Source organism: Lacrimispora sp. 210928-DFI.3.58 (assembly GCF_020554865.1).
Taxonomy (GTDB): Bacteria; Bacillota; Clostridia; order Lachnospirales; family Lachnospiraceae; genus Enterocloster.
Genome location: NZ_JAJCIC010000027.1, coordinates 1 through 25,274 on the forward strand (window position 1 = coordinate 1; position 25,274 = coordinate 25,274).

26 protein-coding genes and 1 pseudogene are annotated in these 25,274 nt (G+C 49.3%); 6 read left to right on the forward strand and 21 right to left on the reverse strand.

Features of this window, described 5'->3' with window-relative positions; all coding sequences use genetic code 11:
- From LIZ87_RS15540 to LIZ87_RS15565, 6 genes and pseudogenes are all read right to left on the reverse strand, one after another.
- Positions 1 to 378 (reverse strand): annotated as a pseudogene (locus LIZ87_RS15540) (hypothetical protein); the annotation flags it as partial.
- Positions 365 to 550 (reverse strand): hypothetical protein, encoded by a 186-nt coding sequence (locus tag LIZ87_RS15545; RefSeq protein ID WP_227148298.1) that lies wholly within the window; start codon positions 548 to 550, stop codon positions 365 to 367. The gene LIZ87_RS15545 and the pseudogene LIZ87_RS15540, both read right to left, overlap by 14 nt.
- Before the next feature lie 14 nt (positions 551 to 564).
- Positions 565 to 753 (reverse strand): hypothetical protein, encoded by a 189-nt coding sequence (locus tag LIZ87_RS15550; protein WP_227148300.1) that lies wholly within the window; start codon positions 751 to 753, stop codon positions 565 to 567.
- Positions 754 to 772: 19 nt separating this feature from the next.
- Positions 773 to 952 (reverse strand): hypothetical protein, encoded by a 180-nt coding sequence (locus LIZ87_RS15555; RefSeq protein WP_178313253.1) that lies wholly within the window; start codon positions 950 to 952, stop codon positions 773 to 775.
- Positions 953 to 1,001: 49 nt separating this feature from the next.
- A complete protein-coding gene (locus LIZ87_RS15560; protein WP_227148302.1) occupies positions 1,002 to 1,592 on the reverse strand; it encodes an antA/AntB antirepressor family protein in 591 nt (196 codons plus the stop codon).
- The gene (locus tag LIZ87_RS15565) at positions 1,585 to 1,839 is read right to left on the reverse strand and encodes a DUF739 family protein (protein ID WP_227148304.1); all 255 of its coding nucleotides are present in this window, start codon (positions 1,837 to 1,839) and stop codon (positions 1,585 to 1,587) included. The genes LIZ87_RS15560 and LIZ87_RS15565 overlap by 8 nt, the downstream gene beginning before the upstream one ends.
- 164 nt (positions 1,840 to 2,003) lie before the next feature.
- On the opposite strand from LIZ87_RS15565, the gene LIZ87_RS15570 reads away from it, so the two are divergent.
- The 6 genes from LIZ87_RS15570 to LIZ87_RS15595 all read left to right on the forward strand — a co-directional run bounded on the left by LIZ87_RS15570 (position 2,004) and on the right by LIZ87_RS15595 (position 7,855).
- Positions 2,004 to 2,870, forward strand: coding sequence for a hypothetical protein (locus LIZ87_RS15570; RefSeq protein ID WP_227148306.1), 867 nt, complete (start codon positions 2,004 to 2,006; stop codon positions 2,868 to 2,870).
- Positions 2,871 to 2,884: 14 nt separating this feature from the next.
- Positions 2,885 to 3,340, forward strand: coding sequence for an ImmA/IrrE family metallo-endopeptidase (locus tag LIZ87_RS15575; protein ID WP_227148308.1), 456 nt, complete (start codon positions 2,885 to 2,887; stop codon positions 3,338 to 3,340).
- A 58-nt stretch (positions 3,341 to 3,398) separates the two neighbouring features.
- Positions 3,399 to 3,980, forward strand: coding sequence for a DUF4352 domain-containing protein (locus LIZ87_RS15580; RefSeq protein ID WP_227148310.1), 582 nt, complete (start codon positions 3,399 to 3,401; stop codon positions 3,978 to 3,980).
- Positions 3,981 to 4,147: 167 nt separating this feature from the next.
- Positions 4,148 to 5,275 (forward strand): tyrosine-type recombinase/integrase, encoded by a 1,128-nt coding sequence (locus tag LIZ87_RS15585; protein WP_227148312.1) that lies wholly within the window; start codon positions 4,148 to 4,150, stop codon positions 5,273 to 5,275.
- Between the two features lie 50 nt (positions 5,276 to 5,325).
- Positions 5,326 to 6,732 carry a sensor histidine kinase gene (locus LIZ87_RS15590; RefSeq protein WP_178313244.1) on the forward strand — a complete coding sequence of 469 codons (1,407 nt, stop codon included), beginning with the start codon at positions 5,326 to 5,328 and terminating at the stop codon, positions 6,730 to 6,732.
- Positions 6,733 to 6,793: 61 nt separating this feature from the next.
- Positions 6,794 to 7,855 carry a hypothetical protein gene (locus LIZ87_RS15595; RefSeq protein WP_227148314.1) on the forward strand — a complete coding sequence of 354 codons (1,062 nt, stop codon included), beginning with the start codon at positions 6,794 to 6,796 and terminating at the stop codon, positions 7,853 to 7,855.
- An 84-nt stretch (positions 7,856 to 7,939) separates the two neighbouring features.
- On the opposite strand, the gene LIZ87_RS15600 is transcribed toward LIZ87_RS15595, so the two are convergent.
- The 15 genes from LIZ87_RS15600 to LIZ87_RS15670 all read right to left on the reverse strand — a co-directional run bounded on the left by LIZ87_RS15600 (position 7,940) and on the right by LIZ87_RS15670 (position 25,130).
- Entirely contained in the window at positions 7,940 to 8,884 is a 945-nt protein-coding gene (locus LIZ87_RS15600) for an ROK family glucokinase (protein WP_178313242.1), read from the reverse strand.
- A gap of 55 nt (positions 8,885 to 8,939) precedes the next feature.
- The gene (locus LIZ87_RS15605; RefSeq protein WP_178313241.1) at positions 8,940 to 10,229 is read right to left on the reverse strand and encodes a DUF5711 family protein; all 1,290 of its coding nucleotides are present in this window, start codon (positions 10,227 to 10,229) and stop codon (positions 8,940 to 8,942) included.
- Positions 10,230 to 10,366: 137 nt separating this feature from the next.
- The gene (locus tag LIZ87_RS15610; protein WP_227148315.1) at positions 10,367 to 11,695 is read right to left on the reverse strand and encodes a LysM peptidoglycan-binding domain-containing protein; all 1,329 of its coding nucleotides are present in this window, start codon (positions 11,693 to 11,695) and stop codon (positions 10,367 to 10,369) included.
- A 276-nt stretch (positions 11,696 to 11,971) separates the two neighbouring features.
- Positions 11,972 to 12,571, reverse strand: coding sequence for a spore protease YyaC (gene yyaC / locus LIZ87_RS15615; protein ID WP_178313254.1), 600 nt, complete (start codon positions 12,569 to 12,571; stop codon positions 11,972 to 11,974).
- Positions 12,572 to 12,742: 171 nt separating this feature from the next.
- Entirely contained in the window at positions 12,743 to 13,018 is a 276-nt protein-coding gene (locus tag LIZ87_RS15620) for an HPr family phosphocarrier protein (RefSeq protein WP_178313239.1), read from the reverse strand.
- A 24-nt stretch (positions 13,019 to 13,042) separates the two neighbouring features.
- Positions 13,043 to 14,494, reverse strand: a complete 1,452-nt coding sequence (locus LIZ87_RS15625) for a four-carbon acid sugar kinase family protein (RefSeq protein ID WP_178313238.1) — start codon at positions 14,492 to 14,494, stop codon at positions 13,043 to 13,045.
- Complete coding sequence (locus LIZ87_RS15630) at positions 14,454 to 16,307, reverse strand: sigma-54-dependent transcriptional regulator (protein WP_178313237.1); 1,854 nt, start codon at positions 16,305 to 16,307, stop codon at positions 14,454 to 14,456. The genes LIZ87_RS15625 and LIZ87_RS15630 overlap by 41 nt, the downstream gene beginning before the upstream one ends.
- A gap of 45 nt (positions 16,308 to 16,352) precedes the next feature.
- Positions 16,353 to 16,832, reverse strand: coding sequence for a PTS sugar transporter subunit IIA (locus LIZ87_RS15635; RefSeq protein WP_178313236.1), 480 nt, complete (start codon positions 16,830 to 16,832; stop codon positions 16,353 to 16,355).
- A gap of 8 nt (positions 16,833 to 16,840) precedes the next feature.
- Positions 16,841 to 17,515 (reverse strand): class II aldolase/adducin family protein, encoded by a 675-nt coding sequence (locus LIZ87_RS15640; protein ID WP_227148316.1) that lies wholly within the window; start codon positions 17,513 to 17,515, stop codon positions 16,841 to 16,843.
- Positions 17,516 to 17,522: 7 nt separating this feature from the next.
- Entirely contained in the window at positions 17,523 to 18,878 is a 1,356-nt protein-coding gene (locus tag LIZ87_RS15645; RefSeq protein ID WP_227148317.1) for a PTS galactitol transporter subunit IIC, read from the reverse strand.
- A gap of 17 nt (positions 18,879 to 18,895) precedes the next feature.
- Entirely contained in the window at positions 18,896 to 19,177 is a 282-nt protein-coding gene (locus LIZ87_RS15650; RefSeq protein WP_227148318.1) for a PTS sugar transporter subunit IIB, read from the reverse strand.
- 171 nt (positions 19,178 to 19,348) lie between these two features.
- On the reverse strand, positions 19,349 to 20,272 hold the full coding sequence (locus LIZ87_RS15655; RefSeq protein ID WP_227148319.1) for a sugar phosphate nucleotidyltransferase: 924 nt from the start codon (positions 20,270 to 20,272) through the stop codon (positions 19,349 to 19,351).
- Between the two features lie 119 nt (positions 20,273 to 20,391).
- Positions 20,392 to 21,669 (reverse strand): M20 family metallopeptidase, encoded by a 1,278-nt coding sequence (locus LIZ87_RS15660; protein ID WP_330664643.1) that lies wholly within the window; start codon positions 21,667 to 21,669, stop codon positions 20,392 to 20,394.
- A gap of 64 nt (positions 21,670 to 21,733) precedes the next feature.
- Complete coding sequence (locus LIZ87_RS15665; protein WP_178317114.1) at positions 21,734 to 22,777, reverse strand: ribonucleotide-diphosphate reductase subunit beta; 1,044 nt, start codon at positions 22,775 to 22,777, stop codon at positions 21,734 to 21,736.
- 97 nt (positions 22,778 to 22,874) lie between these two features.
- Entirely contained in the window at positions 22,875 to 25,130 is a 2,256-nt protein-coding gene (locus LIZ87_RS15670; RefSeq protein WP_178317113.1) for a ribonucleoside-diphosphate reductase subunit alpha, read from the reverse strand.
- Positions 25,131 to 25,274 lie beyond the last annotated feature (144 nt).

A 25,274-nucleotide genomic window follows, 5' to 3' on the forward strand; every position in this document is an offset into this window, starting at 1 on the left:
ACAGACCCTGGCGTCCCCGCAGACCCTGGCGTTCCCGTAGACCCTGGCGTTCCCGCAGACCTCAGCGTCCCCACAGACCCTGGCGTTCCCGTAGACCTCAGCGTCCCCACAGACCCAGGCGTCCCCACAGACCCAGGCGTCCCCACAGACCCTGGCGTCCCCGCAGACCCTGGCGTTCCCGTAGACCCTGGCGTTCCCGTAGACCCTGGCGTCCCCGTAGACCCAGGCGTTCCCGCCATGGTCAAGATTCTCTTCTTTTTCTACGTATCCGCCTAGCTCACCAGCTTTAACATTGCCGAAAGAGATAAGAGCCTTAATGCGGAATAATGTTTTTCCGAAAAACGTAATAGTCTCTGCTGTTAATTCAAATTTCGTCACCTTGATTTCCTCCTGTTTTTTGTGATACAATATCCATGGTGTTATTTTTCATCTGACCGATCGGAGTTCGTACCTCCCTCGGTCTTTTTCTTGCTTTTCCATTTCCCCATCCATAGGGATTGATCCCTAATACGGATGCAGCCCGGTTCGTTCCATTCTTTCGTCTGCTCATGGGCCTCACCTCCTCTACCTCATAATGTACCCGCTCCAGGTCAGTACCAAAAGCAGCGTGGATGCCGCAGACATTGCCATGCATACCAGGGCAAGGCTCCAGGACATCCTGCAGGACAGCCGGGCCTCCTTTAAGCGACCTTTGAGCTGCCGGTTTTTCTCTTCCAGCTCTTCGTAGCTGGGATCGGTTATTACTTCTATCATTGGGGTGTGCCTCCTTTTCTTACCCTTTGTCTGTTTCTGCTAATTTCAATAAATACGCATCCCACTTGTCCTGGTCTACCTGCCACTCCCGCCCTACCCTATAAGCCGGAGATCCTTTACGCCGGAACAATTTAATGATCGTGTCATAGCTCTTATTGTGCCGCGCCATGCATTTCTTGATAGTCAGAAGTTCTGCCACGCTCTCTCACCTCCCTTCATCCTCCATAACTTCCCATTAACACCTCGCATTATCCCTTCATAAAGTCTGATAACTGTAACTGGATATATTCAGGAACCTTCACGAAATCTGCCGGAAGTTGTATGCCAAACTGCTCACATTCCATCTTGAATGCCTCTGCAATCTTATAGGCTGGTGATCCCTGTTTGTACATGATCCGCTCTGTCACTCGCCCCAGCTCCGCAACGCTGGAAGCGATCTGAGGATTAAGAGGGCAAGGAAGCTTTTCAATCAACTTCTTTGTCCCGTTCTCTACCCCAACAAAGTAGTTCCTGGCTGCTTCTCCCTTCTGGTTCTTTTGCATCATGGAAAGCTTTTTTGCAAAGCTGGCGGTAAGCTTGGCGTCCTGCCTTTCCTTTTCGCCAGTCAGCGACTCGTACTTGAGTACGAATGGGAAATAATCCACATTTTCTTCCGCAAACTCATTTTCAAGAATGTTCTTACGGTACCACTTGGAATAATTGCTAGGATTCAACTCCAGAAAATCATAGAGTTTTGTTGCTGTGGTTCTCCCCTCGTTATCAATACCCAGTGCAATCTCAATAGGGGTTAATTTTGATGTGTCTGTTTTGCCAAACACTTCGTTGAAAATATCATTCATTTTGTGTGTCCTCCTTATTTAGTTCAATATTTTGAACTTTTGATTTAAAAAAAAATGATGGAATATCTTTGTCAGATAGTTTAAGCAAAGCAACCGCTTTGCAAATATCAGGCTGCTTCCATGCTCTAAGACCATTCATTTTTAGAGAGAGCGTTCTTTCTGACCACCCCATTGCAACCGCAAAGCAGGCTTGTGTACCAAAAATTTCCACAATTCTTCCTCGCAGTCTACTATAATCAAATGCCATGTAGATTACCTCCTTTCTAGTTAAATATTTTGAACTATACATATAATAGCACCTCTATTTTGAGCTGTCAATACAAAAGTTTGATATTTTTAACTTTTTCAGTTTTTTATATTGAACTTTTGTTTAATTTATGCTATAGTAGAAAACAGAAAGGCGGATTATTTATGAAAAAGGAAAACACTGCTATTCGATTAAAAAAAATAATGGACGAAAGAGGCATCCGACAAGTTGACATACTGAACTTAGCTGCTCCGTATTGCGAGAAATACAATGTTAAAATGAATAAGTCAGATCTTAGCCAGTATTGTTCTGGAAAAACGGAACCCAATCAGGATAAATTATTTGTTTTGGGAGCTGCACTTAATGTAAATGAGGCATGGCTTATGGGCTATGATGTCCCCATGGAACGGAACGATTACGAGGACCCAAATATTTTAATTCGTGATGCAGAGTTGGAAGAAATAGATAAAATTTTAAAATCAGCCGGGTATTCTCTTTGCTGCGAAAACTATGATGATGATTTCTTTATAATTAAAAATGCTTACGGACAGACTGTAGCCAGTTTTTATAATTATGAATTGTTAGCTCGTTATAGGTCCCTAAAGAAAAAGCATAAATTAACTGCAAAACTATTAATTTCATCTGAGTCAGCATTTTTCAAGTACCTTGAAAGTTTAGGATATTATATTGGAAAAGACGACCCCGAACATAAGCCTTTCATTCACTACGGTAATGGTGCCATACAGATTGGTTCAGATGAGCTTAACAACATCAGAACTCGTATAGACACATACACAAAAGCAACTCTTGATTCCTTCATTCTAAGGCTTAATGAGGATGGCATAAGACGGGAACGCCTTGAAAAAGAAAAAGTCATAAAACAGTTGCAGGCGTCTCAGTTTGAAAAAGATTGGAACAAAGCCCACCTTATTACCCAAGCTGCTCACGAACGTACTGACATAGAAGTCACTGATGAAATGAGAAAACATGATGACGATCTTATGGATAATGATGACTTCTGGAATAAATAGGAGGCTAGTTTTATTTGAGCTACGAGGATTTACTGAATGAAGCTGACCAAAGCGGCCTCACTGTAAAGGAGGCTTCTTTACAATCCAATGACGGCCGCATAAAGGGGAAACGCATCGCAATACGGCGGGATATCCCCACGGTGAAAAAGGCCGATGTCCTAGCCGAAGAGCTGGGACACTACCGCACAACTGCCGGAGACATCCTGGATCAAAGTTCCGCAAACAATCGCAAGCAGGAACGAACCGCCCGGCTGTGGGCCTATAACAAGCGGATCGGACTTTCCGGCATTATTCAAGGTTTCCGCCAGCACTGCCACAGCCGTTATGAATTGGCTGAGTGTCTTGGGGTATCGGAAGAATTTCTTCAAGAAGCCATTGAGTGCTATAGAGAAAAATATGGCTGCATGGTTGAGCTAGATGGGTATATCATCCTTTTTGAGCCATCGCTGGCTGTCATGGAAAAATTGTAATTAAGGTTAAAATAGCCTATGGCTTTTTAATAATACTAAAAGGAAAGAGGAAAAAAGTATGAGAAAAAAATCGCTAATTATAACAGCTATGATGCTTAGTTGTGCATTAACTGCTTGTGGAGGCTCTGCGCAGGCCAGTGCTCCCGCCGCGGAAGCGACCACAACAACAGCCGAAACAACTATCGAAGAAACTACAGAACCAGAAACAGAAGCCGGAAGTACGGCTATCTCCGTAGGAGAAACTGGACAATTAAAAGACTGGAATATCACAGTTACAAGCATGGAAATGCTCGATTCTGTAGACAACGGATTTGGGAGCTTCAATCCAGATGAGGGGAATAAGTATATGCTTGTTACAGCAACTGTAGAAAACGCCGGAAAAACATCTGATACGTTCCTTCCATCTTTCGGAATGGGCGATGACGTTTCCGTAAAAGTGATTTATGGTGATGGTTATGAATTTAGCATTACTCAACTTTTGGGCTATGACAGAGATCTGATAAATTCCACTATCAATCCCTTATCCTCCAAAGAAGGCGACATGGCTTTTGAGCTTCCTAGCAGTGTTGTTGACTCAACTGAGCCATTGATTATTGAATTTAGGTCTGGAAACGATACTTTAGGATTCACGTTAAGATAACTAAAGCTTTCAACTCTATAAAAGCAAAAAGCCCCTGTGCGCCAACACAAGAGCTTTTCCACATACACCAGCCAGAAGCTGATATACATGCCTAAGAAACAAGCATATTGTATCACAATTCTGGCTTATTTACCATACTCAATTTTATAAGTCAGGAGGAATGCTACATGCCTAAGAAACGGAAAGATGGCCGATATGCGAAGCAGATCAAGGTTGGAATCAAAGATGGAAAGCCGATCCGAAAAACCATCTACGGAGACACTCTGAAGGAACTGGACAAAAACTACCGGGATTTTATGCAGCTTATGGAGAAAGGGATTATTCTGGAGCATCAGGATATCATCTACCGTGAGCTTCACCGGCTATGGATTGATAATGTCAAGAAGGGAACGCTCAAACCTCAAACCATGATGAAGTATTATGAGCGTGAAGCTTTTATTAATTCCTATCTGGGTGATATGAAGCCACGGGACATTAAGAAATCCCATATTGAAAAAATAAGGAGTGACTTAATCGCTGCCAGCCAGCCCACAAAATTCAATTATGCTTTGTCGGATATCCGCGCTGTAATGCGGTACGCTATGGATGACGGTATTATTCTCCGCGATGTAACGGCATCCGTAAAAAGGCTTAAGTATGAACCGCCAAAAAAACGCCCTCTCACATTGGAGGAACGCCGGCTTCTGGAGCAGGCAGACTTGAATCCTGCGGAGCGATGCTTCACAAGCTTATTGCTTTATACTGGGATACGCCGCAATGAGTGCCTGGCTCTTACTACGGATGATATTAACTTCAAAAAAAGGACGATCCGGATCTGCAAAACTGTAGTCCCTACCAACAGGGTTGCCGATATTGTCCAGGAAATGACTAAGACCAGTGCTGGCCATCGGATCGTGCCGATCGCTGCTCCCTTGATGCCTGTTTTGCAGGAATATTGCCGCGATAAGGATGGACCCATCCTGCTCACTCCTGCCGGCTGCTATTACCGCACAAGAACATTTCAGAAATTCTGGAAGGGAATCCTGGATAAAATGGAAGCAGCAAATGATGGGCAGCCCGTGGCCTCTGATATCAAGCCGCATATGTTCCGTCATACTTATGCCAGTGATCTTTACAAAGCAGGCGTAGATATTAAACAGGCTCAATACCTTCTGGGGCACACCGATATTGCAACCACTTTGGATACCTACACGCACTTTGGTTATCTGGATATCAAGATCGAGAAAATGGAGGACTACTATGAAACAGTCAAAAAACAGTCAAGCGAAAAAATTATCCCCTTCAAATCCGCATAAATACAAGGTTTTTGACATTGGCTACAAATTCGAGGTAAAGAGGTGATCCCATGACCCGTTCCCTATATACCAAATTCATCCTGGGATACCTGATCTTCGGCCTGCTGGGCTTTATCATCATTGCCACATTTTCCAGCAAAATGACAAGGGATTACCTGATAAAGGACAGGGCTGAGGCCCTTTATGATGAGGCCAATATCCTTGCCTCCTCCTGCAGCACCATGTACCAGGGGAAACGCCAGGACTCCAAGGAGGTTTCCTCACAGCTCTATGCTCTGGGCCAGTATCTGAGGACGGAGATCTGGGTGGTGGACCGCCAGGGCACCATCACTGTGGATAGCAAGGGCGGAGCCCGTGTCCAGACCGTGGTGGAGCAGTTTGATCCCACGGCCGTGGGGAACCGTTCCTATACCATCGGCAATTATTACGGGCTTTTTCAGGAGGATGTACTCAGCGTATCTGCCCCTATCACCGGCAATTACAACACCTATGGATACATCCTGATCCACCTCCCCTTAAGCCAGATCGCCCACTCCCAGGACAATATCCTGGATATTTTGTACATTACCTCCGCCATCATTTTCCTGCTGTCCCTCATTATCCTGCTCATCTTTACGCAGACCGTATATTTTCCCCTGCGCAAGATCACGGTGGGAGCCAATGAATACGCTGCAGGCAATCTGGACTACCGGATCGATGTGCCCACCCACGATGAGATGGGATATCTCTCCGACACCCTGAACTATATGTCGGATGAGCTGAATAAAATGGAGGAATATCAAAAGAACTTTATCGCAAATGTATCCCATGACTTCCGTTCCCCCCTGACTTCCATCAAGGGCTATCTGGAGGCCATACTGGATGGCACGATTCCTCCGGAAATGTATGAAAAATACTTATCAAGAGTCATTTCCGAGACAGAGCGTCTTCACAAGCTGACAGAGAGCATGCTGACCCTAAACTCCCTGGATGCCAGAGGCTATCTCTCCAGAACAAATTTTGACATTAACCGCGTGATCAAGGATACGGCTGCCTCCTTTGAGGGAACCTGCAATGCGAAAAATATCCGCTTTGACCTGACCTTTTCCGACAATATCCAGATGGTCTACGCTGATATGGGCAAGATCCAGCAGGTCATGTACAACCTGATCGATAATGCCATCAAGTTCAGCCACCCGGATTCCACCATCTATATCCAGGCATCGGGAAGGTATGAAAAAATATTTGTATCCGTAAAGGACACCGGGATCGGCATTCCAAAGGACAGCATCAAGAAAATATGGGAGCGTTTCTATAAGACGGATCTGTCCAGAGGAAAGGACAAAAAGGGTACAGGACTGGGCCTTTCCATTGTAAAGGAGATCATCCAGTCCCATGGAGAAAATATCGATGTCGTGAGCACCCAGGATGTGGGAACAGAATTTATCTTCTCTCTCCCCCGTTCTACTTCCCTTTAATTGTCAAAGATGATATACTATAAAAGACCCACGTAACTTTTCACAGAAAGGACTGATTGATATGATGCGTTTTAAAAAAGCAACTGCTCTTTTTCTTGCAGCCGCCCTGCTGTCCACTGCTATGGCGCCTTTTGCTATGGCTGCCAGCAGAAAGAAGGTTGGAAAGATCTATTTGACCGTTGACACGGATATCCGCGTAGGCAACAGCGGCGGCGTGGTAGATGTAACTGCCACGGGGGATAATGCTGACCTGTACTACATAGATGCTGTGGAAGTCACCAACGAAGAGGTGGACAACTGGCGCAGTTCCTCTGCCCCTGAGGTAGAGATCATTCTGGGTGTCAATGATGAGGAGGAATACTATTTCTCCAACACCTCCTCCTCCAGCTTCAAGCTCACCCTGGACAGCTCCATCAAATCGCGCTTTGACAAGCTGGAATTTGTAAGCGCCAAACGCGATGATGACAATGCCACCTTGATCTTAAAGATCCGCCTGATATTTGACAAGGATAAATACAATGACAGCGCCATTGCCCCCTCCGGACTGGAGTGGAGCAGCAGCCTTCCGGGAACAGGCACCTGGGGAGATGTCCCATCTGCCAAATATTTCCAGATTCAGCTGTTTAAGGGCGGAGAGGCTCTCAGCGATATCCTGTCCTCCTACAATACCTCCTATGACTTTACAAGCCTGATCACAGAGGCCGGCTCCTATACCTTTAAGGTCCGCTCTGTCAAATCCGGCAACAATGTAAAAAGCAACTGGGCCACATCCGGTCGTCTCACGGTAAAGGCGGAGAACATCACTGCCGGAGGCCTTATCCTCTCCTCCAATGAGGGTGCCTCCTCCGATTCCCCAAACGAGGACGGCAGCTGGCAGAAGGCCGCTGACAATGTGAGATGGTGGTGGCGCAATCCTGACGGCAGCTATCCCGTTTCTTCCTGGAAAGCCATAGGCGGCCAGTGGTACTATTTTGACGCGGAGGGCTATATGGCAACAGGCTGGATCGAATTAAACGGCCTTCACTACTATCTGGATCCCGCAACCGGCGCCATGTACGCCAACACCCGCACACCTGATAATTACTGGGTAAATGAAAGCGGCGCCTGGGTTCCTGGCATGTAATACACAGTATAACGGACTTTAAAAATGGGAAGGGATCCTGTAAAAAGGATGCCTTCCCATTTTTTTCATGTCCCTTATAAATGCCTACAGCACCAGCCGCGCCGCTCCGTAGATCCCCGCATCATTGCCCAGAGTGGCAAGAACCAGCTTTGCCTTGTTCTGTGAGATCGGGGTAAAATACTCGTAATGCTTCTGAATGATATCGATCAGGAACTGGCCTGCCTTTGACACGCCGCCTCCGATCACAAAAACCTCAGGATCTACGATCATGGAAGCTGAAGCCAAGGCCAGCCCCAGGTAACGTCCCACTGTCTCCATTACCTCAAGAGCCAGTGCGTCCCCTTCCTTTGCCGCATCCAGTACATCTTTTGCCGTGATGTCATCTCCGAAGCTTCTCATAAGGGACGGCTCAGAGGCTGCCGCCATCCTTCTGCGTGCCTCCCTGGCAATGCCGGTGGCAGAGCCTACCTGTTCCACACAGCCAACGCCGCCGCAGTTGCAGTGCTCCCATTCCTCATCCCGTACATGGACATGACCGATCTCTCCGCCCAGACCATGCTTTCCTGCAATGATCTTCTGGTCAATGATAACGCCTCCGCCTACGCCTGTGCCCAGGGTGATCATGATAAGGTCGCTGTAGCCTCGGCCTCCGCCCTGCCACATTTCTCCCAGAGCAGCTACATTCGCGTCATTTCCGCTTTTTACCGGCATGCCGTCAAGCAGAGCACTTAGCTCCTCCTGGGGATTGACATCGCGCCATCCCAGATTTACACAGACCTCCACGTATCCATTGGGAAGGACAGGTCCGGGAACTCCCATACCTGCGCCTGTAAAATCCGTTTTCAGGTCAAGACCCAGCTCCATCGCCTTCTCGCGGATGGAAGCCGCCACATCAGGAAGGATGTGGATCCCTCCCTCCTCCTGGCGGGTCTTTACCTCCCATTTTTCCAGAAGCTCTCCTGTTGTCTCAAAAAGCCCTATTTTTACCGTTGTTCCTCCAATGTCAACTCCGATGCATTTCATCCCCATTGTATATACTCCCTTTCTTTATTTAATCAGGCCTGCCCTCTGTACCGGCCGCCTGTCACTGAAGCTTGATCTCTGTCAGCATCTGTGGCCCCATGACAAGCAGCGTAGACGGAAAACGGCCGGCAGATACCTTTGATACGGTGAACTCAAAGGTTCCGTTAAATTTCTCCGTTCCCGCCATGTTATAAACTCTGCATGAGCTGTCATTGTACAGCAGCACAAGCTCTTTATCAATGTCAAAGCCTGTATATTGATAATTGAATGTTGTATCAAACACAGGAGTGCCGTCTGTCTTATAAATACGCAGGCAGAAGGGATTTTCCCCCTCCATATTGTCTGTGATCACGCCCACATAGTCATGAGAATAGGCAACGCTGCGCACATCCTCCTCAAACAGCACCTGACTTACGGATTCCGGCGATGTCTCCACCCTGGTGGAGAAGAACTGAAGCCCCTTGTCCGTAAATATCACAGCGTGGCTGTCATCTAAAAAGCGGACCTTTCCCGCCATGGCATCTGCCAGGTCCTGGGGCTGGAAGCCTCCAACCACACGCCTGGGATCATTTTTGCCCAGACCGAAATTGTAAAATACCACCTTATTTTTGATCATCCCCTGGTCCAGGTACATAAATGAGGTGATCATCTGGGTACCGCTGGGAGAGAGGCTCATGTCCAGAGGATACCCGTCTCCGGAAAGTATGGATTTAATGTAGATATCCAGAGAGCTTCCGTCCTTTTTATACAGGTAAATGTAGCTGGCCCTGGAATCCTCCTGGAGAGCTGCTGTCACTCCTTTTGCAGACACTGCCACCTGCAGGATCGGGAGCAGTGTTGTCGCCTGCCCCTGGAGGCCGCCGGTATCGCATATGTATATGCTGTTGCCCTGCTGGTCCCCAATGGCGGCAAACTCGCCGTTGATGGAGACCACCGGGGATTTCATCTCATAGCTTAAAACCCAGATGGCCTTTCCCTGGGCATCCAGATAGGAAGCTCCGTCCTTTGTATATTTTAATACTCCGTCTCCAAAATCCAGATATCCGCAGAAGCTTCCCTCTCCCTTGGCGGCTGCTTCCTGGGCCTCACTTGTCAGGTTCTTCTCCCAGATCGTCTGATAATCCGCAAATGAGTGATACCTGTCATACCGAAGCAGCACCAATACCGCTGCCGCTGCCAGGATGACCAATACCAGAAAGATCGTCAAACGCCGCCGCACCACCCTCCTGTGGGCCCTGTAGACAACCTCCCGGCTGTCTTCTTCCTCCTGGGGCGGACGGTGTTCCGGGACGATCTGGCGCTTCAGCTGCTTCTTTTTATTTTCACGGCTCATAGAACTGATACTGCCCATCTTTCGTTCTCCCAAAAATCCTGTATCGCATATATGGGTATAGTATACAACATTTTCAGGTAAAACGCATTATTTTTTTCTTGCTTCAAGTACGCGCCGGAACAAGCAGGCGGCGGGAATGGTTTTTCAAATATGCGCTAGGGAACAAGAAGCTTCTGGCCTGCATATATGCTGTTCTGATCTGCCAGGGCATTTACGCGGCAGATCTCATCGATGTGGCCCAGATTCTGGTACAGCTTAAAGCAGATGCCATACAGGGTCTCCCCCTCCTCAACCGTATAGACCTGGTAATTGACAGCAGATACTGCCTGGGTCTGCGGCTTTGACGGAGAGGTCTCCGGCGTGCCTGAGACCTCAGGATTCTTCGCGGCTTCCCCAGTATAGGTGCTGCCGCTTTCCGGGCCTTCGCCCTCCCCTGTGCTTTCTCCTGCTTTTGTTTCTGCTCCGCCGCCGGCCGTATTCCCTTCATCCCCTTCTCCATCTCCCGGCATTGTCTCCGGTGCAACCAGAGAAGGCGTTTCACGGTCAGCCTCCTTCCCCGGCGCTGTGGTAGGATACACCTTTCCAGCCGCCTCCTCGATCACATAATCCGGCTCGTCCAGACCGCCTTCTGCTGACTTGAATCCCTTGGGAGCCCCGTCCGCCTCCTGGTTTCCGGCTTTCAAAAGCCCGTCCCTCACACTTCCTTCCGGCAGAACGGATGCGATCACACTCTCCATCTCGTGCATCTTGCGGTAATTATTGAACATGGCAACTCCCCCTGCCAGGACCGTGACTGCCAAAACACTGCACACACCGGAAAGAACGCCCACCGTGCTCCTCTGGCGGCCGGCCTCGTGACGGTGCTCGTCCATTTTCTGGCGAAAATCCTGGATAGCCTTGTCATTTACCCCGGTCTCAGCTCTGGGTGCGTCTTTCCTTGAGATCATATAATCCTGCATCATCTGGTTGCGCTCATAATACACGCTGTAGCCTCTCAGCTTGTAAAAGCCGTCTGATGATGTTATGTAGATCGCTTCCTCCCCCTCCAGGCCGGAGTTCAGATACATAAGCTGGTTCTTTCCGGTAAAATACTGGCTGTGCTGCCGCCAATAATTGAGGGGACTTAAGCTGCATCCGGGACTTCCGCACAAAAACCATCCCTGTACTGTTCGTTTTGGAAACATCTGCTCCACATCCTGGTAGGCCTTCTTCCAGGCGTCCTCTGAAAAGACCACCTTTTCTCCCTCCTGTGCCACAGACTCCATTTCCAGTGCTCCATCTACAAACACAAAGGGCATGTCCTCATGGGTCTCTCTGCTTCCCAAAAGCAGTCCAACACGCAAATCAGACCCCCGGACCGGCTGGAGGCGTTTCAGATATGTATTTACATAATCTTCCAGATATAATTTTAAAACCTTGTCCCGTTCTCCGATCTGCCGTATGTTTTTTGGCAGCTTAGGGAAGGGCTCATATAATTCTCCCATAGAATCACCCCGCTGTTTTTACTTTACAAACCCGCCGCCGGACAGGCGGCATGTGATCAGGTATGCCCAATGCGTCCGCCAGACTTTCATGGTGCGGTGGCGCGTCCGCCTGCCGGGCGCATATAGGTTTACTTTACAAATCCGCCGCCGGATAAGCGGCATAAATTCAGGTATGCCAATGTGCATGCTGCCTGATGGTTCGTAATCCATACTGCGCCTGAATGCCAAATAGCCCAGGCGCAGTATCAGCATAGCAGATCCTGCAGGCGAAAGCTGTCATATTATGGCAGCATTTTCCCAAAATCGTTCGACAAGAAAAATGCTCTCGCAGATACAGTCCGCCATCTTCATCACCATGGAAAGGCGGACGCTCTGGAGCATCACCGGGTCATAGCCTCCGCAGCCCCCCACGATCCCTGTGATGGAAATGTCCCCGATGGCCTCCAGCTCCTTTGCCACTCCAAGCCCAGGCTGCAGGGCTCCCCGGCCCAGGGTGGCAAAGCCCACATGGTCGGGACTTCCCACAGAGGCGTCAATAGCCACCACCACATAGTCCGGATAATGCATGCGGATATACCTGGTGTAAAGCTCCAGGTTCATGGCATGGACCGGACGGTCTAAGGTCCCGATGACGGCCGCCCGCTTCAGCCTGTTAAGGCGCAGCTTATGTCCCACCAGCGGCCCAAAGCTGTCGCCCGTAGACCGGTCTGTTCCAATGCAGAGGAACATCACTCCCTCCTTTCCCTGGCGGGTCATCTCCTCTGTGATCAGCTGGTTAAGATGAAGGGCGAAGCGCTCCGCCTCAAAATCCCCTGAGGTATCGTAGTAGGAGATATCCTCTCTTTTCTGTATATTGAAGGTCTTCCATAATTTCATTGATCTCATAACAAAGTTGTCCACCTAAAGCCTGTGTTTTTCTCCCGCCTTTCAGAGAGCAGGACGCTCCCAGCGGAAGCTGTTTTTATAGTATAGGCTCCGAAAAATGAAATTATGCATAAAAAAGGAGCACACGGATTGACAGCATCCGCGTGCTCTCTCTGGTCCTGCCTACATTTCTTCCCCAAATCCCATATTCACAAACGAAATCATAGCTTCCACTGCCTCTTTTTCATCCTCCCCTTCCGCCTGAATCTCCATCATCTCCCCCTGGGCCAATCCCAGGCTCAGGACCTTTATGATGGATTTCCCGTCCACCCAATTGCCTGCCTCCTTCCGGCAGATCTTAAGGGCAGAATGAAATTTTCCAGCCCGCTTCACAAACTCAGAAGCCGGACGGGCATGAAGCCCCGTCTTATTTTTTATAACTGCATTGCTGCTGTACATAATAGCATTTCCTCCTGTATTCTATTATTTATGTATTCTTCGGCCTATTCCCATCAGGTATTCTATCACATCTGCCAATGCCGTGTCCGGTCCCACATTTCCCGGAAAAATAACATAGGGAAGTCCCGGAAACCTGCTCTCCCCCCCAGCCTTCATAATGGGGATGCCCGGAGCGGCCTGCCCTGCTGCCAGGCCCCTTTTCATCTTCAACGCTTTTTTCATCACATCGCCGGATGTAATTCCTCCCTTTGCAATCACGAAATCAGGGCGGACCTTCAGCATACCTATTACAGATGTCAGCGCAGCCGATATCTCCGTTGCCATTTTTAACTGCATGTCCGGTGTTCCGCCCGGTATGTCGAGACGCTCCCTCCGCGTATAAACTGCCGCCATCCGTCCATCGGCAATGCATTCTGACGCCTGCCTGCACACCCGCTTTGCTTCATCCTCCAGACCGCCGTCTTCTAAAATCCGATGCTGGTTAAACTCAAAAAAATCAATGGGCAGCCCTCTTTTTTTCAGATACTCAAGCTGACGCGTGGTCTTGTTCACATGAGATCCAACAATCAGGATTCCTCCCCGCCCTCTCAGCTCCTCTTTCAGCCAGCTCTCCATGGAGAAGGACGGCCGGAGACCGAAGCACAGCACCTTTAACAGGGAAGCGGCCGTGCGGAACAGAAATTCCTTTCCCTGCAATATGGCGTCTATCAGAGCAACTGCAAAAACAGATACGTCTGTATACTCTGCTGCATTTACGATAATGCGCTGAAACCTCCGGGCTTCCAGCAGCTGTCCTGTCACCTTGTCAAGTTCCATATTCCGCAGGTCTTCCAGGGAAATGGAGATCACATCCTCTGCCTTGCAGCTTCCCCCTGTCTTTTCCTGGCACCATTCCTTTAGATCGGAGGAATGAAAACCAAAACTTTTATCTCCTGCAAATTCTGTCTCTCCCACCGGAATTAGGTTTTCCTCTTCTCTTACGTAATGGATATCTCCTATGGTATAACGGCCGCCCTCCTCAAAAAATGGCATGATGATCTCCCCGTCAAAGCGGAGGCTACTGTTTTTTTCTATGGAATATCTGAGGCATTGGGTTTCCAACGGATAATGTCCCCTTAATGTAGAATCACTGCGGCTGATCACCAGGAAATCCTTCCCTGTCGCCCGGGCAGTTGCTGCAATATCGGCGCCAATCGCCAGATGAGCCTTACTCGTCTCTGCTTCTGTCATGCTTCTTGAATTTGTCGATAAAAAGAACATGGGGGACTCATCCTCAAAGCCCTGACAGATAGCAGCCTTATCCCAGGTTGTATATACAGGCACATTGCTCACTGTCTGTATCCCTGTAGGATCATCATCCAATACAACAATCTTTCTCCCCAGACTGCACAGGCGCTCCTTCAGAAGCTCTTCCATCTCTTTCCTGTCCTCTGCCCTATAGCCAGGTGTCAATACCTGAACGGGACATTTTTCCATCTTCCTCTCCTCCCTTGCACATTTCTAATTTTACCATGAGATCCGCCAGAAAACACAGCTCATCATCGGTGATCTCAATATGATATATTTCATTAAATACAGAGGCATTTTCCCTCAGACGGACAATCAGGTCCCCATATTCCTCCATCAGCTGCTCCTTGTAATCGTGACGTATATACTGTCTCGTCAGAAGCCGTTCCAGCATGTATCCAATATGGGCGGCACATTTTATGACAGCATTCTTTTGTATGCCCTCCAAGCTGCTGCAGCTGCGCTCCATAAAGGTCCGGATGTGTTTTATTGCCTGTTTGGGATTGACCGCCAGAGTCGTCTCCTCTAATAATTTATAGGCCTGTTCAAATTCATCCCCCTTCTTTTCTCCATAAGAGGAAAGAAATGTTTTTAATGCATTGTCCTTCCGGTTTGAGAGCACCTCCGCCATATCAAAATAAGGAAGCTCCCAATCGAGCGTCATATTTCCAATTCCTGCAATGATCGTATATTGGGAAACCAGCTTTTCATACGCCGGCGACTTTCTCACCACATCCTGATACGGAAGAACTGCCGCTTCCATATCGACATCATATTCTGCCAGAAGCTTTTTCACTGCCTCCAGAAAAATCCTACCCGATCCTGCTCCGCTGGAACATATTACCAAAATGATCTGCTTTTTCCCCGGTGCTTCCTCCCTTTTACCGCTGCCCGCCTGCTCTCCCGCATACGTCTGTATGTGCTGCGGCAGACAGGCGGCCTGAATATCCAGAGAAGTTTCCTCCCTTTCCTTCTGAAGAAATGCCTTTGAACAGATCTGGCAGATATCCGATTTCAGCTGGCCGACATTTCCGGGACAAGGATATCGCAGCAGCTTCCTCATAACCTCATCACTGACTGTGATGGAAAGCCCTGTTTTTTTCGACTCCCCGTCAAATAAATAGCGGATCAGCTCCATCCTCTCCTCCTCCCCTCTCTGTCCGATCGAGGGAAGGCTGATCATAACAGAAATCCTGCGCAGGAATGTGGCAAGAAGCGTTTTGGACGGCTCCTCCGTCGTTGCCGCAATAATGAGCACATTACTTTTTCTCGGCTTTTCCGATTCTCCAAGCCTGAAAAACTCCCCCTTATCGATCAGGGTAAACAGCATTTCCTGTCCATTGGGAGGAAGCCTGTGAACCTCGTCCAAAAATAAAATCCCGCCGTTGGCCGCTTCCACAAGCCCCGGCTTTGTATCTCCTGCTCCCGTGAAAGCTCCCTTCACATGGCCGAACAAATGAGCATACAAAAGCTGGGAATTATTGTAATAATCTGCGCAATTAAACGCAATAAATGGAAATTCCTCCTCCCTTTTAGAGCGCATCCATTTGGCATACTGATACATTGTATGGGCGAACAGACTTTTTCCCACCCCGCTTTTTCCGAAAATCAGTGTATGGAGACCGTTTGGGGGATAAATCATTGCAGCCTTTGCCTGGATAATACAGGAGCTTAAGCTCCCCTGCCAGCCGATCAGCCTGCCAAAGGGATCTTCCCCCTGAAGGCTCTTCTCTGCCGTCTCATCCGGCTGCCCTGCCGTCTCTTTCTCTAAAAGCAGTCCTTTCTGAAATGTTATGAACCGGACCGGACGTCCCGGAAGCTTTATCAGCTTTTTCTCCGCTGTCAGACGGTTGAGCATGGTGCTGGCATTATTCCTCACAATATGGAAATATTCCTCAATCTCGGTAGCGGTTACGCCCAGTTCTTCCTGCCTCTCCCCGTTAGCTGACTGTCTCAGCTCCTTTTTCAGAATATACTGATAGATTTCATCGATCTGCTTCAATGTTATCCCCCTGTCCCCTATGAATCCACCGTTCTTTAATGGTAATTATACTTTGCTTTTTAAAAATTTGTCAAAAAAGTCGCACATTTCACTCTTTTCCCCACAGGCTTTTAAGCGTTTCAAACTATCCTCATCTGTAAAAAACGCCATCAGGCTCCTCAATACCTCCACCTCTTTTTCCGTGTGATGCACGGCAATCACAAATACCATGTCCACCATCACGTCTCTCTCCCCGTTTCCCATTTCCTTAAAGGCCACCGGCTGATCCAGGTTCATAAACAAAATCCCCGGCTTCTTCACATGGACCACATCCGTATGCGGAAGGGCTACCCTCACCCCGTTTGTGGGAAGCCCTGTAGGATATTTATATTCCCTCTGGATCAGGGCGTCCTTAAAGCTGTCCTTTACATAGCCCTTCTCAAAGAGATAATCTCCTGCCTTTTCAAGAATTTCCTGCCAGCTTTGCGCTTTTATGTCCGGCAGGATCAGCTCCGAAGAAAACATTTCTTCTAATATCATATCCATGGCTTTGCTCAATACTCCTTTTTCCCTAAAGCAATCATCATCTCATCATACTCCTCCAATGACATATGCTTTACATTTTCTAAACCAACCAGAACCGCCATGCGGTAATAGGTCCTTGCCACATCCTCAACATACAAGGCCTTGATATAGGCATCATGCATATCCCTTCTGGAAGCTGCCAGCATTCCATGCTGTCCCATGATCACTGCCACTCCATGGGTTCCCAGGGTTTCCACCACATTGTCTGCCAGCTGCTGTGATCCCGGTGTCGCATAGGGAGCCAGCGGGCAACGGCAGTCGAAGCGGTTTGCCTCAGGAAGCACCGGCTCCACCGGAAGATTGAGGGCCGCAAATACGCTGCAATAGGGAGCGTGCGTATGGGCAACCGCTACCAGATCCTTTCTGGCCTTATAAATAGCCAAATGAAGATTCTTTTCCGAGGAAGGGACAAAGCCTTCCGGCGCCTCAACCACATTGCCCTCCATATCAATTAAAACGATGTCCTCCGGTTTCAAGGTGCTGCGCACCTTTCCCTTTGGGGTGATCGCCACAAGCCTTCTCTCCTCATCGATCATACTGAAATTACCGCTGGTAGGATAACACAGTCCGCTTTTTTCTGCCTGCAGTGCCTGCTCTAATACCTGACTTTTGATCTCTTCTAACATCACATTCTCCTTATCCATCTAGTTATTATTTCTGCAGCCGCGCCTCTGCCTCATTCTCCCTGCGCATCATTTCCTTAAAGTAGAAATATCCCAGCACGATCAGCACTGCAAAAAGTCCAATGCCTACTGGATGCTTTTGGATCGCTTCGCACACGATCCAGCGGATTACCGATAAATTCATGCCGTACTGAGTCATCATCTGCCCCTCTGCCAGGCCCTCTACACCGCCGATGGAATTAGCCAGCTCCGTAAAAATGGGGGCAAAATAAGAAGATATCCACAAAAACAGAGGCACTGCCGCAATGTTCGTAATTAACATCTTCACGATATCTCCTCTGTAGATAATAAAGGAGGGCACAAAGCAGCTCGTAGCCGTCAGGGAAGCCAGAGGAAGTACAATATTTCCCGGAAGTATCAATGACATACCTACGATCACAGGGATCGTGAGAATAGCCACTACCCACAGCTCCGGATTTCCGGCAATCAGAGGCCAATCCAGGCCCACAACGATTTCCCTTCCTGGAAAATGCTTCCTGATAAACTTATTTGTAGCGTCACTGATCGGCGTCAGGGCCGTCAAAAACAGCTTTGTCACCATTGGGAACAGGGTAAGGGCCGTCGCGGCCTGGATTCCCACCAAAAGCGCCGCAGCAATCGAGTACCCTCCGAAAATGCCGATCCCGGTGCCGATAATCAATCCAATTACATTTGTCTCGCCAAAAAATCCGATCTTAGCTCTTAATGCAGCTGCATCAACCTTTTTTGTTGTGGGAATCAGCTTGTTCAGCAAAAGGCTGAAGGGATAGATGATAACATTGCTTAACAGCATGGGATGGGAAATCGTGACCCCCGGAACACCCGTTATCTCCTGGATCTGACGTTTGATCACATCTCCATTTTTAAGCTCCAGTACCACCTGAACGGAAGCAACAGCAAAGCCTAACACAGGGTTATTGCTTATAACTGTTACAATATAAGCGGTAAAAATCTTATTAACAACCTGCCACATATCCAGATTTAATGTGTTGGTCCAGTTCATCAAAAGCATTACAAAGTTAATGCCAATCTGGATCGGAAACATCAAAAATGCATATTTCCACTGCCATGTAAAGCCCAGCATGGCCGCCCAGCCCATATCAAGGGCCGGAAGCTGAAAACCGCTGTTTTTGACAAAGGCCTGGGCTGCAGTTCCCACGTTGGAGGTCAGGAAATTCATCACCATGGAAATTCCCGTAAATGCCACGCCGATGGTAATGCCCGCAGAAGCCGCACGTCCCGGTTTCATTCTCACGATCATACCTATCACAAAAAATATAATCGGTAAAAATACAGTAGCCCCCATATCCAGGATAGGCTGGATAATCTCAGATATCATTTGCATTTCGTTCCTACCTCCCTTTACAGCAGCTCAATAATCTGTTCCAGTATTTCCTCCGCTCCCACACCGGTCAGAAACGGTATCCCGCTGAAGGTAGGGATATCATATCCTGATGCGACTATAGGTGTAAGAGTGATGTAAATATCGTAGCTGTTGATCAGCGCATCCAGATTTTTAATATCCGCCGAATCTACTCTCGCCTTAGAGCCGTACCCTCTGTCTGCCAGCATGCCGCTGAGCTTATTTGCCACCATGCCGGAGGTTGCTATCCCGCTGGCACACGCCACTATAATTGATTTCATTGTAATTCCCCTTTCATTTTTTCTTAAATAAGCTTCTCCCTGCGCAGTCGGTTTTCTTATTTTTATACTCTATTAAAGAGCAAATTTCATGCCAATTTTGTGCATAAAAAAATGTGCGCAGACCGGCAAAATCTACGCACACTCTTTTATGCACAAACTATCAATGATATATCAGCCGAACAGCTTTTCCTTATACACCCCTGCATCCACCAGACCGCGGATGGCATCCACCACAGCCTGCTTATCCTCCTTATATGTAACGCCAAACCATTTATCCGGTGTGTCGAGGACGCGCACTTTTGCCTTTCCCGACTGTACCAGATTATCGATGATCTGCGGCAGAAGGTACTCTGCCTTGATATCCCCCGGCTTGATGCCGTCCAGGAACTTCGGAAAGCCTGCCTCCAGCTCATCTAAGAAGCTGGCAGGCAGCCCCCACATGTTCATGGATACATGCTGGTTCGGGTCTACGGCCACAGGATTGCCCTTGTCATCCGCTGCCTTTAAGCCCTCCTTTGTCATACGGATATCATAGGTCTCTGTCACGGTCTTTAAAATGCCGCCTTCCTCTACCTGACACACACCGCGGGTAACAGCCCCGTTCTCGCTCAAGGTATTGGCAAGCACAAAGCCGCCCATGCAGATATCATAAATATCAGAGGACTCATCCATCTCATTTACCATGTAATCATGGATACGGCAAAAGCCCTCCTTTCCGTAATAATCATCTGCATTGATCACAAGGAAGGGGCAGTCCACCATTCCCTTGATGGTCAGCACGGCCTGGCCTGTTCCCCAGGGCTTCGTGCGTCCTGGTGTCACCTCATAGCCCTCCGGAAGATTGCCGATCTCCTGATAGGCATATTCCACAGGGATCAGCTTCTCGATCCGGTTGCCGATGATCTCCTTAAAATCCTTTTCCAGGTCCTTTCTGATAATGAATATGACCTTGTCAAATCCGGCCTCCATTGCATCGTGAATGGAGTAGTCCATAATGATCTCACCGCCAGGGCCCACAGGCGCCAGCTGCTTGATTCCTCCGCCAAAACGGCTGCCGATTCCGGCTGCCATGATCACTAATGCTGTTTTTTTCATCTTTGTTCTCCTTTTGTTGTATCAACTGGCTTCATCATACCATACATAGTGGGAAAAGGCAAAGTAAATTCTGTCCATTATGCGACAATTTGTACGAAGGAATACGTTTTTTCACAACCTTATTCCCAAAGACACCGATGGGCCAGAGTGCCCAGCACCCTTCTCACACGGCACACATCCTCATATGGCACATATTCATTGGGCTTATGCGCCAGCTCAAGACTTCCGGGACCATAGGACATGCAGTTTCTGTTCCCCAGCTTTCCGGCGATCACAGCAGTATCCGTATAGCCGTTAAATGGGCTCACCCCGGTATCCTCTCCCGTCACCTCATCGCAGACAGCCTTCAGGCATTGAAGAAGCGGGGACCGGCTGTCCTTTTCCACATAGGGACGGTCTCCTGTCACAATATAGCTTCCTGTGATCCCCGGCACCTCTGCCTGTGCCTTCCTTACGGCCTCCTCCACAATAGCTCTCGCGGCCTTTGAATCCGTAGGCGGCACAAGGCGCATATCGATCCAAACCGTACAGGAATCCGGCACCACATAGGGGCGGCAGCCTCCTGTTATCTGGCCAAAGGTCACGGTAGATATCCCCATGTCCTCGTGGGACGGACACTCCTTTACCGCTCTTCTTATGGAACTCACCGCCTCCGCCATGGCCGCAATGGCATCTGCTCCCTTCCATGGGTTGCTGGCATGGGCGGTCACTCCCTTTATTGTCAGTTCAAACCAGGTGCGTCCCTTGTGGGCTGCCTGTATCCGCCCGTCTGTGGGCTCTGTGTCCAGGATCCAGTCCTCCCTTCCCACCCATCCCTGGGCAATGGCATCCTCCACGCCCCTCATAAAATCCTCTTCATCCACGGTCCCGATAAAGGAAAAGGATCTTTTTGGAAGCCTCTCCCGCCTTCCGGCCTCCCTTACCATCTCTGCAAATGCTTCCAGAGCACAGGCCAGTCCCGATTTCATGTCACAGGCTCCGCGGCCGTACATGCGGCCATCCTTTACCACTGCTCCCAGAGGAGGCGTATCCTCGTTCCATCCGTCTCCCAGCATCACCGTGTCCATATGACAGATGTAGATAAGGCCTGGCTGCCTGCCTGTGCTGTCACATTTTCCGGCCCTGCCGGTTTCATCCTCTCCCGGTATCCGGGCCATAACATTAAACCGTCCCGGCAGGACCTCCCTGCGCGTCAGCAGGATGTCCCCTGCTACGCTGCCCCCATCTTCCTTGATACATTGCTCCAGCCAGTGATAGATCCAGTCACCGATCTTTCCCTCATATTCTCCCGGATCGGAGCTGTCAATAGAAACCAGCTTTTCTGCCAGCCGGAATGCCTCTTTTCCAGGCTCATAGAACATATCCATAACCTCCCGCATGTTCTCAATTTTTCCCATTTTTGTTCCATATCTCCTCTATTGATTATCATAGCAGTCCCGCTGCACCGGCCTGCCAACATACTTACAGATCGTCCAAAATGGCCGCGCTCTTTGCGTAAGCCGTACTCTTTGCCTCAAAAAAATCCGTTTTTACCATATTGGCGTTGGAATACTGGTTCACCCATGCCATGGACTCCGGCTCCTCCGTAAAGCCCTCATAGATAGCCTCAAAGCCCAGTCCCATCCACCGCAGGTTTCCCAGGTACTTGATATAGGCTGTTACCATATCCTTTGTAAGACCCTGGACATTGTCTCCGATCACATAATGTCCCCAGGCGATCTCCTGCCTCACGCCCTCCATGAGCATGGCCTTCAGCATTTCTACATTTTCCTCTGTAAAGAGCTGCGGCTCCTCCCTTTTCAGCTCCGCTATCATGCTGCGGAACAGCCACAGGTGGGTGTTCTCATCACGGTTGATATAACGTATCTCCTGAACGCTGCCAGGCATTTTTCCATTCCTTCCCAGGTTATAGAAGAACATGAAGCCGCTGTAGAAATAGATGCCCTCCAGAATATAATTTGCCATCATGACGCGCAGCAGGGTCACATCATCCTTTTTCACCTGAAACTCATTGTAAAGGTCGCCGATAAAGGTGTTGCGGCGCAGAAGATGCTCATCCTCCTTCCACTGGTACAGGATATTGTCGCGCTCCACAGGGCTGCATATGGAATCCAGCATATAGCTGTAGCTCTGACTGTGTACTGCCTCCTGGAAGCCCTGGATCGTAAGGCACAGGTTGACCTCATTGGCCGTTATGTACTGGCCGATACAGGGCAGGTTGGCTGTCTGGATGGAATCTAAGAATACCAGAAAGCTTAAGATCTTGTCATAGGCCTCCCTCTCCGGCTGCGGCAGCAGCGGATAATCCTTCACATCCGTATTCAGGTTGATCTCCTCAGGGATCCAGAAGTTGTTCATGGCCTGGCGGTACCAGCTGCTGACCCAGGGATATTTCATGTTGTTGAAATCATTCAGATTGGTCGTATTGCCGCCGATCATGCGGCGGTGGTTCTTATCCGTATCCCCCATGGGGTTAAATAGTGGTTTTGCATGTAATATACTCATCTTACTTTATAAAATCCTTCCTCAAATTCTGTTCCTCTGCGCTTCTTTCGCAGCCCCATAACAGCTTGGCCCCAGCGCTTACTCCGCCTCTCTCCCTTCAGCTGGAGCAGCTCTCGCACTCCTCTACCTCCAGGGATTTGCTCCGCACATAATAGAGTGTCTTAACTCCGCACTCCCAGGCCTTGATATAAAGCCCCAGAAGCTGGCGCATCGTGTATTCGTTCGTAATATACAGGTTCACGCTCTGGGCCTGGTCAATGTGGCGCTGGCGGACTCCGGCTGCCCTGACAGTATAATCCTGATCAATGGTATAGCCGCTCTTATAAAGCCAGAAGGTCTTTGCCGTCAGCTCCGGTGCTACTCTCGGCAGGATGGCGTGCTTCTTCTCCTCCAGATAAAAGCGCTTCATCACAGGATCCAGACCCGCTGTGGTGCCCGACAGGATGCTTGTGCTGCTGGTGGGGGCCACTGCGATCAGGTAGGCATTTCTCATACCCTGACGTGCCACTGTCCGGGCCAGCTCCTTCCACTCCGGAGTGTCATATCCGCGCTCCGCAAAATACTCCCCGGTCTGCCATTTGCTGCCCTCAAAAAAGGCGTAGCTGCCCTTCTCTGCCGCCAAATTGCTGCTGGCCTTGACAGCGGCAAAATTGATGGATTCAAACACCTTGTCCGCAAAATCAAGGTGCGCCTCGCTCTCCCATTTGATCCCATGCTTTGCCAGCATATGATGGTAGCCGCTGACTCCCAGGCCAATGCTTCTGTACCTGTGGTTGGTGATCTTCGCATAGGGCAGGGGATAGAAATTTAAGTCGATCACATTGTCCAGGGCACGGACCGCAGAGGCTGTGACATCCTCGATCTCCTGCCTGTCCGTCACATCAATATTTCCCAGGCACAGACTTGCCAGATTACACACAACAAACTCTCCGGGCCGTGTGGTGTTTACCACCACCGTATCCCCATCCTCTGTCCGGACCTCAGTGCTTACGGTTTCCACAGGCGCCATATTCTGGGCGATCTCCGTGCACAGATTGGAGCAGTATATCATTCCTTTATGGCTGTTGGGATTCGCCCTGTTGACCGTATCCCTGTTAAAGGCGAAGGGTGTGCCTGTCTCCACCGCAGACTTCAGTATCAGCCTCACAATATCCTTTAACAGCACCAGGCGCTTCCCGATCCTGTCATCCTCCAGGCATTCCCTGTACCGCCTTTCCCACTCTTCTCCATAGAAATCCTCCAGGCACCAGCCCTTTGCCTCCATGATCTCATGAGGGCACATAAGAGCCCAGTCCTGGTTTAGGTCCTCCTTCGCCATCCGCCAGAACAGATCCGGATAGCACACTGCCGGGAAAATGTCGTGGGCCTTCATCCTGTCATCCCCATTGTTCGTCCGAAGCTGGAGAAATTCCGGCAGATCACGGTGCCAGGCATCCAGATAAACGGCTGCGGCCCCCTGGCGCATTCCCAGCTGGTCCACTGCCACTGCAGTGTCATTTACCAGCCTGATCCACCGGATCACACCTCCTGCTGCTCCCTCAAAGCCCCTTATACTGCTTCCCGTAGCTCTCACCTTACCAAAATAAAGCCCCATGCCGCCGCCAAACTTGCTGACCTTTGCAAAGCTGTCAATGCTCCTGTAGATTCCCTCCAGGCTGTCAGGCACCGTATCGATAAAGCAGCTGGAAAGCTGGTGGTAGGGCTTTCTGGCATTGGACAGGGTCGGTGTAGCCATTGTCACCTGCATTTTGCTCAGCATGTCGTAAAAACGGCCAACCCACTTCATCCGCCCTTTCCTATCTTCCCTCATAGCCAAATGGAGGGCGATCCCTAAGAACATCTCCTGGGGCGTTTCTAAGCCCTTATGGCTGTGATCGCAGATGATATACCGTTTTAATAACAGATCCAGACCAGCATAGGTGAACAGCCGGCAGCGGCTTTCATCTATAAAACCTGCCGCCTCCTCGATCTCCTCTCTGGTGTAATGCTCCAGGATATAGGAGCCGTAGAGGCCCTTCTCCGTGAGATACTGAAGCTTCTCATAAAATCCCAAGATCCCCAGGTCATGAAGGCGCGCTTTGAGCTCTGTCTGAAATTCCAGGTACAGCAGCCTGGCAGCGATCATCTCCCATTTGGGCGCCTCCTTTGAGGTAAGCTCCGCAGCTGCCCTGATCAGGGCCCTCAGGATATCCTCCCTGTCCATTCCCGGCTTTTCAAAGGCCCGGAAACGCTCCTGCAGCGCAGAAAGGCTGTAGGCCTCCTCCTTAAAATCATTCTCTATCTGAAGCAGACATACGGCGAGTCCCGGAATCCCAAGGCTGTCTGCCCATTCCTTTCTTTCATCCCTATCCATGTGTTGTATCGATTTCTCCTCTGATGCGTATTTTTTGTAATAGCTCAGACGGCGGGGAAATCTATGAAAAAATAGCCGTCAAGCTTGCTTGTAAGGCCATTTTTTCATAGATTTCCACATCGGATGGACATCCGATGCTTCTTG